Origin of the sequence: Streptomyces sp. W16, assembly GCF_033194735.1 — a bacterium.
Taxonomy (GTDB): domain Bacteria; phylum Actinomycetota; class Actinomycetes; order Streptomycetales; family Streptomycetaceae; genus Streptomyces.
The window spans coordinates 1-10,012 of record NZ_JAWOAI010000378.1; the positions used below are offsets into that span (position 1 = coordinate 1).

At 69.3% G+C, this 10,012-nt stretch carries 10 protein-coding genes; 7 read left to right on the top strand and 3 right to left on the bottom strand.

The window, feature by feature from the left end; translation table 11 throughout:
- A partial coding sequence (locus R6V09_RS36480; RefSeq protein ID WP_317885761.1) for a hypothetical protein occupies positions 1-220 on the bottom strand: 220 nt, incomplete at its 3' end.
- A gap of 432 nt (positions 221-652) precedes the next feature.
- Between R6V09_RS36480 and R6V09_RS36485 the strand changes: the two genes are divergently transcribed.
- The 3 genes from R6V09_RS36485 to R6V09_RS36495 all read left to right on the top strand — a co-directional run bounded on the left by R6V09_RS36485 (position 653) and on the right by R6V09_RS36495 (position 5,838).
- Complete coding sequence (locus R6V09_RS36485; protein ID WP_317885762.1) at positions 653-2,995, top strand: immune inhibitor A domain-containing protein; 2,343 nt, start codon at positions 653-655, stop codon at positions 2,993-2,995.
- A 135-nt stretch (positions 2,996-3,130) separates the two neighbouring features.
- Positions 3,131-3,484: a hypothetical protein gene (locus R6V09_RS36490; protein ID WP_317885763.1), complete on the top strand. Its 354-nt coding sequence runs from the start codon at positions 3,131-3,133 to the stop codon at positions 3,482-3,484.
- 146 nt (positions 3,485-3,630) lie between these two features.
- A complete protein-coding gene (locus tag R6V09_RS36495) occupies positions 3,631-5,838 on the top strand; it encodes an MMPL family transporter (protein WP_317885764.1) in 2,208 nt (735 codons plus the stop codon).
- Between the two features lie 70 nt (positions 5,839-5,908).
- On the opposite strand, the gene R6V09_RS36500 is transcribed toward R6V09_RS36495, so the two are convergent.
- Both R6V09_RS36500 and R6V09_RS36505 read right to left on the bottom strand, forming a co-directional pair.
- A complete protein-coding gene (locus R6V09_RS36500; protein WP_317885765.1) occupies positions 5,909-6,493 on the bottom strand; it encodes an isochorismatase family protein in 585 nt (194 codons plus the stop codon).
- Between the two features lie 103 nt (positions 6,494-6,596).
- Entirely contained in the window at positions 6,597-7,943 is a 1,347-nt protein-coding gene (locus R6V09_RS36505; protein ID WP_317885766.1) for a nicotinate phosphoribosyltransferase, read from the bottom strand.
- 80 nt (positions 7,944-8,023) lie between these two features.
- Here R6V09_RS36505 and clpS point away from each other — a divergent pair, with 80 nt between their 5' ends.
- The 4 genes from clpS to R6V09_RS36525 form a co-directional block, all read left to right on the top strand.
- Positions 8,024-8,341: an ATP-dependent Clp protease adapter ClpS gene (gene clpS / locus R6V09_RS36510; protein ID WP_317885767.1), complete on the top strand. Its 318-nt coding sequence runs from the start codon at positions 8,024-8,026 to the stop codon at positions 8,339-8,341.
- A gap of 12 nt (positions 8,342-8,353) precedes the next feature.
- Positions 8,354-8,959, top strand: coding sequence for a DUF2017 domain-containing protein (locus R6V09_RS36515; RefSeq protein WP_317885768.1), 606 nt, complete (start codon positions 8,354-8,356; stop codon positions 8,957-8,959).
- A gap of 86 nt (positions 8,960-9,045) precedes the next feature.
- Positions 9,046-9,474 carry a M67 family metallopeptidase gene (locus tag R6V09_RS36520; RefSeq protein ID WP_317885769.1) on the top strand — a complete coding sequence of 143 codons (429 nt, stop codon included), beginning with the start codon at positions 9,046-9,048 and terminating at the stop codon, positions 9,472-9,474.
- A gap of 35 nt (positions 9,475-9,509) precedes the next feature.
- On the top strand, positions 9,510-10,012 hold a 503-nt coding region (locus R6V09_RS36525; protein WP_317885770.1), incomplete at its 3' end, for a LacI family DNA-binding transcriptional regulator.

Here is a 10,012-nt window from a genome sequence, read left to right on the forward strand (position 1 = left end):
CGGTCGCGGCCTGGGCCGCTCCGCGGGCCGCGACTGTGGCGCGGCGGGTCTTGGGTTGCGGCACAGTCAGCGAGACGAGCAGCCCGAGGGCGAGCGCCGCGAAGGCGACGACCGCGATCCCCAGACCCGAACTCGTCTGTGACAGCAGCAGCATGGCGAGCGTCGAGAAGATCACGGTGAACGAACCGTAGGCGAGCTGTGCGGCGGTCGGACGAGGCATGGCAATCGAGTCCTCGTTAGGCGATGGAGGGGAGCTGTGAAAGGGGGGTGCGACAAGGATGTCGGCCTGGCTTTCCGCCGGTTCCGGGCGATCCGCCAATCGACTCTATTCGCCTGCATGCCCGAGTGGAACGTGCAGTAAGCATGACCTAACACACAGCTCCGGAGCATGGGGGGCGCACGGAGTCATACCGTCCACGAAGTGGACGGACCCGCGCGCCTGTTGAGCGATACACGAGTGGTCTCCAGGTGTCCGTAAAGCGGACCCCGGCTTCGCATAGTGCACTTGTCCTGCTCAAGTCAAGGTCTGTCTTTTCTCGTAAACCTCTAGTCAAATAACGTCACTTGACTATCACGCGTACACCGCGCGCGGGCCTCCATGACTTCCAGGACCCCCCTTCCGCGCGGTCGGTTGCGCAGGGGAGGACCTCAAGTGACCAGCAGACCCTGGACGTTCAGAGCGGCCGCGATCGGTGTCGCCCTCGCGGCGGCCACCGCCACGTTCTCGACGTTCGCCGTGGCGGAGGCCAACACCTCGGCCGAGTCCGCCGCCGTAGACCGGCACGACCCCGCGCCGGTCGCGCAGAAGGAGCACGACCTCGACGGCCCGCTGAGCAAGACGCAGGACGCCCAGCGCCAGGAGGCCCTGAACGAGGTCATAGCCGGCAAGGCCTCGGTCAAGGACCGCAACGGCTCGAAGGTCGTCCAGCTCAAGAGCAAGGGCGGCAAGAGCAAGTACGTCGAGCTGAGCCGGGAGAAGACCGACAAGATCTTCACGATCCTGGTCGAGTTCGGCGACCAGGTCGACAGCCGCTACGGCGGCACCGTCGGCCCGCTGCACAACCAGATAGCCGCGCCGGACCGCGCCAAGGACAACTCCACGGCCTGGCAGGCGGACTACAACCAGGCGCACTTCCAGGACCTGTACTTCGGCACCGGCAAGAACACCGAGTCGCTCAAGAAGTACTACGAGAAGCAGTCCTCGGGCCGCTACTCGGTCGAGGGCGAGGTCACCGACTGGGTCAAGGTCCCCTACAACGAGGCCCGTTACGGCTCCAACAAGGCCTCCACCGGCGCCTGGTACGCGGTGCAGGACGGCGTCAACGCCTGGGTCGCCCAGCGCGAGGCCGCCGGTGACACCGCCGCCGAGATCAAGACGGAGCTGGCCCAGTTCGACCAGTGGGACCGCTACGACTACGACGGCGACGGCAACTTCAACGAGCCCGACGGCTACATCGACCACTTCCAGATCGTGCACGCCGGTGAGGACGAGTCCGCGGGCGGCGGCGCGCAGGGCGAGGACGCGATCTGGGCCCACCGCTGGTACGCCTTCGGCACCGACGCCGGCTCCACAGGACCGGACACCAACAAGCTCGGCGGCACCCAGGTCGGCGACAGCGGCGTCTGGGTCGGCGACTACACGATCCAGCCGGAGAACGGCGGACTCGGCGTCTACGCCCACGAGTACGGCCACGACCTCGGCCTGCCCGACGAGTACGACACCGCGGGCGGCGAGAACTCCACCGGCTTCTGGACGCTGATGTCGTCCGGTTCCTGGCTCGGCACCGGCAAGGAAGCCATCGGCGACCTGCCCGGCGACATGAACGCCTGGGACAAGCTCCAACTGGGCTGGCTGGACTACGACGTGGCCAAGGCCGGCACCAAGTCCAAGCACACGCTGGGCGTCGCGGAGTACAACACCAAGAACCCGCAGGCCCTCGTGGTGCAGTTGCCGCAGAAGGAGGTCACCACGACGGTGGTCACCCCGGCGCAGGGTGCCACGCAGTGGTGGAGCGGCAGCGGCAACGACCTGAGCAACACCCTTTCCCGCACAGTGGACTTGACCGGCAAGTCGTCGGCCGCGCTCACGCTGGACGGCTGGTACGACGCCGAGCAGGACTACGACTACCTCTACACCGAGGTGTCGAAGGACGGCGGCGCCAACTGGACCCCGATCGACGGCACCCTGGCCGACGGCTCCGCCATCCCGCGTGACGGCAGCGGCAACCCCGCCCTCACCGGCACGGCCGCCGCGTACCAGAAGCTGACGTACCCGCTGGACGCCTATGCGGGCCAGAAGATCGACGTCCGCTTCCGCTACCAGACGGACAGCGGTGTGGCGCAGAAGGGCTTCGCGGCCGACGAGATCACGGTGACCGCCGACGGCGCCACCCTGTTCTCCGACAACGCCGAGACCGCCGACGCCGCGTGGACGGCGAAGGGCTTCTCGCGCATCGGCTCGTCCTTCACGGACGACTACGCGCAGTACTACATCGCCGAGAACCGTCAGTACGTGTCGTACGACAAGGTGTTGAAGGTCGGCCCGTACAACTTCGGCTTCTCGACGACCCGTCCGGACTGGGTGGAGCACTACGCCTACCAGAACGGCCTGTTGATCTGGAAGTGGGACACCTCGCAGGCGGACGACAACACCAGCCAGCACGCCGGTGAGGGTCTGATCCTGCCGATCGACTCCCACCCGACGCAGCTGAAGTGGACCGACGGCACGCTGATGCGCAACCGCATCCAGGCCTACGACTCCCCGTTCAGCCTGTACCGCACGGACTCGGTCACGCTGCACAAGGCCGACGTCGCCACCAAGATCAAGTCGCAGCCGGGCGTCCCCGTCTTCGACGACGGCAAGTCGACCTACTACGACACGTCGAACCCGACGGCCGGTGTCAAGATCACTGACACCAACACCCGGATCAAGATCGTCAAGGAGCCGCTGAACGGCTCGACGGTCACGCTCCAGGTCGGCCCTTCGGCGAAGTAGTCGGTAAAAGCGCAGGTCAGACACGTATCGGCGGTGACCCCCTGGCGGGTCGCCGCCGATCCGTGTTTAGGTGCGTCCTGTGCTTGGCTTATTGACACCGACCTCGAATTCGACCCGCCAGGGGGTGTGACCGCATTGTCCGCAGGAGGTTTCTGCAGGCTGCCGACGGGCAGCGTGGTGGTGGCGTTGAACCTGCCAAGACCCACCGCCCAGGGTGACGGCTGCGTCCGCGTGCTCGTCCACGCCCGCAACCGCGCCCGGGCCCTGACCAGGCTCCGCAACCTCGGGATGCGGGCCGTCTACCTGCGCGGCAACGCGGAGCCGCCGACCCCGGACGAGATCACGGCGGTCCTGCACCATCCCGATGGCCTGATATGGCGCACGGCGCCGGCCCCTGACAACGCTGTCGTGGTCCCGGGGCCGGAGCGGGCGCAGGAGCTGTGGCATCCGATCAAGGCGCTGCTACGGAGGCCTCCGGCCGCTGCGTGACGCTCCGCGGGAGGGGCGGTGTGTTTTCTGCGACCAGCCCCCACCGGCCCGCAGACAACCGACGACGCGCCCCCGGCAGGCGGTCCGCCCCGATGCACCCCATCCTGAGATGGCTCGGGGCACCCCAAAGACCGCCGGAGGCCCTCGTGGCTACCGTCCTCTATCGCCTGGGGCGCCTGGCCTTTCGCCGGCGCTGGTATGTGACCGTCCTCTGGGTGGTGATCCTCGCGGCCCTCGGTTTCGCCTCCGCCAAGGCGGCCGACGCCCCCTCCACCACCTTCTCCACCCCCGGTGTCGAGTCCCAGCGGGCCTTCGACCTGATCCAGCAGCGCTTCCCCGGCGCACAGGCGGACGGCGCCGTGGCCCGCGTGGTCTTCGTCGCCCCCGACGGACAGAGGATCACCACCGGCGCGGACCGGGCGGCCGTGGTCCGGCTCGTCGACGAGGTCTCCGGCGGCCCGCAGGTGGCCTCCGCGGTGAACCCCTTCCAGGCGGACGCGGTCAGCAAGGACGCGACGACCGCGTACTCGACGATCACGTACACGGTGCAGGCCAACGACCTCTCCGACACCGCCAAGAACAACCTCAGGACCGCCGCCGAGCAGGCCCGCGACTCCGGCCTCACCGTCGAGATCGGCGGCACCGCCCTGGCCGCCGAGCCCGCCGCGGGCGGCGTCGGCGAGGTCCTCGGCGTCGCCATCGCCGCCGTAGTCCTGCTGATCACCTTCGGATCCCTTGCAGCCGCCGGACTCCCGCTGCTGACCGCGATCCTCGGCGTCGGCATCTCCATGACCGCGATCACCACCCTGGCCGCCACCCTCGGCCTCTCCGACACCACCGGCACCCTCGCCACGATGCTCGGCCTGGCCTGCGGTATCGACTACGCGGTCTTCGTCGTCTTCCGCTACCGCGAGGAACGCGCCAACGGCCACACCACCGAGGAAGCGGCGGGCCTGGCGGTCGGCACGGCGGGCTCGGCGGTGGTCTTCGCGGGCCTCACGGTCGTCATCGCACTCGCCGGCCTCTCGGTCGTAGGCATCCCACTCCTCACCAAGATGGGCCTGTGCGCGGCCGGAGCGGTCGTCATCGCCGTCCTCATCGCGCTGACCCTCGTGCCCGCCCTGCTCGGCTTCTGGCCGCGCGCCGTCCTCTCCCGCCGCTACAAGACCACCGGACGGCGCATCCAGGGCGTGGCAGGCAACATGGGCAGCCGCTGGGCCGGGTTCGTGCTGCGCCACCCCTGGCCGGTGCTGCTCGGCACGGTCGCCGGTCTGGTGGTCCTCGCGCTCCCCGTGATCGGCCTGCAGCTGGGCCAGTCCGGCGACGAGGCCAAGTCCACCGCGACCACCGAACGCCGGGCCTACGACGACCTCGCCAAGGCGTTCGGCCCCGGCTTCAACGGCCCGCTGACGGTCGTAGTGGACCTTACGAAGGCCTCCGCCCCCAAGGCCGCGGCAGCCACGGTCGAGCGGCGGATCGCGGCGGTGCCGGGTGTGGTCTCGGTGTCGCCGGTGCGCTTCAACTCGGCTGGAAACACAGCCCTGTTCACCGCCGTACCGGCCGAGGCGCCGACCAGCCAGAAGACCGTCGACCTCGTCCACACCATCCGCGACGACCGTCCCGCGATCGTGGCGGCGGCCCCCGGCGCGACCTTCGAGGTCACCGGCACCACCGCCCTCAACATCGACGTGGCCCAGAAGGTCAGCGGCGCCCTGGTCCCGTACCTGATAGTGGTCGTAGGCCTGGCAGTCCTCCTGCTCCTCCTGGTGTTCCGTTCGATAGTGATCCCGATCAAGGCGGCCGTCGGCTTCCTGCTCTCGGTGCTGGCCGCGCTCGGCTGCGTGGTGGCGGTCTTCCAATGGGGCTGGGGCGCAAGCCTGTTGGGAGTGGAGAGCACCGGCCCGATCATGAGCCTGATGCCGATCTTCCTGGTGGGCATCGTCTTCGGCCTCGCCATGGACTACGAGGTCTTCCTCGTCTCCCGCATCCGCGAGGCCTACGTCCACGGCAGCCCGGCCCACGCCTCGATCGCGACCGGGTTCCGCTACAGCGCCCGGGTCGTGACGGCCGCCGCCCTCATCATGATCTCGGTCTTCGCGGGCTTCATCACGGCCGGCGACTCCATGATCAAGATGATCGGCTTCGGCCTCGCCATCGCCGTCCTCTTCGACGCCTTCATCGTCCGCATGGCCTTCGTCCCGGCCGTCCTCGCGATCCTCGGCGAGCGCATCTCCTGGCTACCGGGCTGGCTGGACCGCCTCCTGCCCAACGTCGACATCGAGGGCGAGACCCTGAGCCGCCAACACCCGGCAACGGAGCCCGTGGAAACCCCGCGGGCCGAAGCACCCCTTTAGCTGGAGCGCCCCTTCAGGGGCGCGGGGAACTGCGCGACCAGCCCCCACCGGCCCGCGGAAAAAGAACTAGTCAGACGACCGGCTTCCCCGTCAACTCCACCCCAGCTGAACGCAGTTCCTCCAGCGCACGGTCGGTCGTCTCCTTACCCACCCCAGCCGTCAGATCAAGCAACACCTGCGTACGAAACCCCTCCCGCACAGAGTCCAACGCGGTCGCCTTCACGCAGTGGTCCGTCGCGATCCCGACGACATCCACCTCGTCGATCTCCCGCGCCCGCAACCACTCCCCGAGCGACACCCCGTTCTCGTCCCGCCCCTCGAACCCGCTGTACGCCGCCGCGTACGCCCCCTTGTCGAAAACGGCGTCAATCGCGCCGGAGGCGACCGCGGGCGCGAAGTTCGGGTGGAACCCGACCCCCTCCGTGCCCGCGACGCAGTGCGCGGGCCAGGAGTGGGCGTAGTCGGGGTTGTCGGCGAAGTGGCCGCCGGGCGCGATGTGGTGGTCGCGGGTGGCCACGACGTGCCGGTAGCCGGCGGGCGCCTGCCCGATCAGCTCGGTGACTGCGGCGGCCACGTCGGCACCACCGGCCACCGCGAGACTGCCCCCTTCGCAGAAGTCGTTCTGCACGTCAACGACGATCAAGGCGCGGCGCATGATGGGTGTCCTTCGACGGAGAGTGAGATTCGAGCCTAGAGACTTCGGCGCCACCGCGGGAGGGCGCACCCCTGATTTTCGTACGGGTCTTAACTAGCGGTTCTTAACTACCCGACCGCAGATGGACGTACTCCGTCGGAAGGACAGCCTCGCCGCGCGACAACTGGGTCGCCGACAACGGCAGGTTGGCCCGCGCGACGGCATGCCGGTCCCGTACGACGTCCAGCGGTTCGCGGGCCACGACCTCGCCGCCCTTGACCAGCTCGACGAGCAGCTGCCGGTCGGCCAGTTCGGCGGGGACCGTCCCGGTGCCGATCACCTCGGCCTCCGCGACCCCGTCGCCGTCCAGCCGCCGTGCCGCCCACTTGCGCCCGCCGATCGACGTCTTGCCGCCGCTCGACTTCTTCGCGACCGGCACCAGCGGCGCCTTCGGGTCGGCGGACTCGGCGCGGGCGACCAGTTTGTAGACCATCGAGCAGGTCGGGTGCCCGGACCCGGTCACCAGCTGGGTGCCGACGCCGTACGCGTCCACCGGCGCCGCCGCCAGCGAGGCGATGGCGTACTCGTCGAGGTCGGAGGTCACGATGATCTTCGTGTTGACGGCGCCCAGCTCGTCCAGCTGCTGCCGTACCCGGTGGGCGACGAGCAGCAGGTCGCCGGAGTCGATGCGGACGGCGCCCAGTTCGGGCCCGGCGACCTCCACCGCCGTACGGACGGCCTCGGTGACGTCGTACGTGTCGACGAGCAGGGTGGTGTTCCGGCCGAGCGAGTCCACCTGGGCCTGGAACGCGTCGCGTTCGTTGTCGTGGAGCAGGGTGAAGGCGTGTGCGGAGGTGCCGACGGTGGGGATGCCGTAGCGGAAACCGGCCGCGAGGTCGGAGGTGGTGGCGAAACCGCCGACGTAGGCGGCGCGGGAGGCGGCGACGGCGGCGAGTTCGTGGGTGCGGCGGGCGCCCATCTCGATCAGCGGGCGGTCCCCGGCGGCGGAGGCCATGCGGGAGGCGGCGGCGGCGATCGCGGAGTCGTGGTTGAGGATGGAGAGGATCACGGTCTCCAGGAGCACGCACTCGGCGAACGACCCCTCGACCCGCATGATCGGCGAGCCCGGGAAGTACACCTCGCCCTCCGGGTAGCCCCAGACGTCACCGCTGAAGCGGTAGGCGGCGAGCCACGCCAGGGTCTCCTCGTTGACGACGTTCCGCTCGCGCAGGAAGCCGAGGACGTCCGCGTCGAACCGGAAGTTCTCCACCGCGTCCAGCACGCGTCCGGTGCCCGCGACGACGCCGTAGCGACGGCCCTCGGGCAGCCTCCGGGTGAAGCACTCGAAGACCGAACGCCGGTCCGCCGTACCCGCTTTGAGGGCGGCCTGCAGCATCGTCAGCTCGTAGTGGTCGGTGAAGAGCGCCGTCGAGGGAACGTCCACCGGCAGCCCAAGGTCCGCTGTGTTCATGACGATGGATCGTACTCCCATCTCGTCACTCTGACGATTTGTGGGGTCCATTTGTGCGGAGGCCCCCTTGTGGTGGCAGCATGGCCCGTGTGACGTCACCCGCACCCCTGGAGATCGAACGCACCGAGTCGGCGGAGGAGGTCTTCGCCGTACCCGAGCCGGACGTCCCCTGGGTCACGATCGTGCACAACGACCCGGTCAACCTCATGAGCTACGTGACGTACGTCTTCCAGACGTACTTCGGCTACTCCAAGGACAAGGCCACCAAACTCATGATGGACGTCCACCACAAGGGCCGCGCGGTCGTCTCCAGCGGAAGCCGCGAGGAGATGGAACGCGACGTGCAGGCCATGCACGGCTACGGTCTGTGGGCCACCCTCCAGCAGGACCGGAAGTAGCGACCCATCCCGATGCCAGGACACTTCGAACCGCTCCGCGGCGGCGGTGCCGCCGTCGCCCTCGACGACGTCGAGATCTCCATCATCCGGTCACTGGCCGTCCAGCTCCTTGAGCTGATCGGTCCGGGCCCGGGCGAGGACGCCCCCGACGACCCCCTCGCGGAACTCTTCGCCGAGGGCCCGAGCGAGCCGCCCGCCGACCCGGTGCTCCGGCGCCTGTTCCCGGACGCCTACACCGACCCGGAGCAGGCCCCCGACTCCCCGCAGGACGCGGAGGAGCGGATGGCGCACTCCGCCGAGTTCCGCCGCTTCACCGAGAACGACCTCCGCGCCGGCAAGCGCGAGAACGCCCTCGCGGTGGTCCGCACCCTCGACTCGCTCACCCCCGGCGGCGACGGCGGCGCGATCCTCAAGCTCACCGCCGAGGAGTCCCGGCAGTGGCTCGGCTCGCTCAACGACCTGCGCCTGGCGATCGGTTCACGCCTCGACATCACCGACGAGGACGACACCGACGACCTCTACCGCCTCCCGGACGAGGACCCGCGCAAGCCGATGGTGATGGCGTACCTCTGGCTGGGCGGCCTCCAGGAGACCCTGGTCACGACCCTGATGCGCTGACCGCGACGGTCGCCGAGATCCCGGTATTTGGGCCGCCCCGTACCACCACTCGGTACAGGGTGGCCCTTCTGCTTATCCTGACGACCATGCCGACCCTGACCATCACCCAGGACCTCTTCGACCAGATCGTCGCCCACGCGCGCAAGGACCACCCCGACGAGGCGTGCGGAGTCGTCGCGGGCCCGGCGGGCACGGACCGCCCCGAGCGCTTCATCCCGATGCTGAACGCGGCCCGCTCGCCCACGTTCTACGAGTTCGACTCGCAGGACCTGCTGAAGCTCTACCGCGAGATGGACGACCGCGACGAGGAGCCGGTGATCATCTACCACTCCCACACCGCGACCGAGGCCTACCCCTCCCGCACCGACCTCTCCTACGCCAACGAGCCCGGCGCCCACTACGTCCTCGTCTCCACCGCCGACACCGACGACGCCGGCCCCTTCCAGTTCCGCTCCTACCGGATCGTGGAGGGCGAGATCACGGAGGAGGACGTCAAGGTCGTAGAGGCATACTGACCGCGTACGCAACAGCCCAACTCGCCGTAACGGAGATGGTGTTGACGCAGCGGTCGAACGCACGGCGCCCCACGCTGGAAGATGTCGCCCGCTGGTCGGGGGTCTCGAAGTCCACGGTGTCGCGGGTGGTCAACGGCGAGCCCAAGGTGAGTCCGGAGGTCGCCGTCCGGGTCCGGGAGGCGATCTCCGCGCTGGGCTACGTCCCCAACCAGGCGGCCCGGCAACTGGTCACCCGCCGCACCGGCGCCGTCGCGGTGGTGGCGGCCCAGCCCGAGAACCGGCTGTTCCTCGACCCGTTCTTCGACTGCCTGCTGCGCGGCATCCGCGGCGAACTCGCCCGGCACGGCGCCCAGGCCGTCCTGCTGTTCGTGGACGAACCCGGCGACTACGCGCGCGTGGCCGACTACCTCGGCGGCGGCCACGTCGACGGCGCGATCCTGTTCTCGCTGCGCCCCGGCGACCGGATGCCCGAGATGGTCGACCGGCTCGCCCTGCCCGCCGTCTTCGGCGGCCGTCCCCTCCTGTGCGACGGCGACCC

What these genes read in the sequence shown, in the direction of transcription:
- R6V09_RS36500 (WP_317885765.1), bottom strand. Translation starts at nt 6,493, where the DNA reads ATGCGCCGCGCCTTGATCGTCGTTGACGTGCAGAACGACTTCTGCGAA.
- R6V09_RS36515 (WP_317885768.1), top strand. Translation starts at nt 8,354, where the DNA reads ATGCCAGGACACTTCGAACCGCTCCGCGGCGGCGGTGCCGCCGTCGCC.
- clpS (WP_317885767.1), top strand. Translation starts at nt 8,024, where the DNA reads ATGGCCCGTGTGACGTCACCCGCACCCCTGGAGATCGAACGCACCGAG.
- R6V09_RS36520 (WP_317885769.1), top strand. Translation starts at nt 9,046, where the DNA reads ATGCCGACCCTGACCATCACCCAGGACCTCTTCGACCAGATCGTCGCC.
- R6V09_RS36505 (WP_317885766.1), bottom strand. Translation starts at nt 7,943, where the DNA reads ATGAACACAGCGGACCTTGGGCTGCCGGTGGACGTTCCCTCGACGGCG.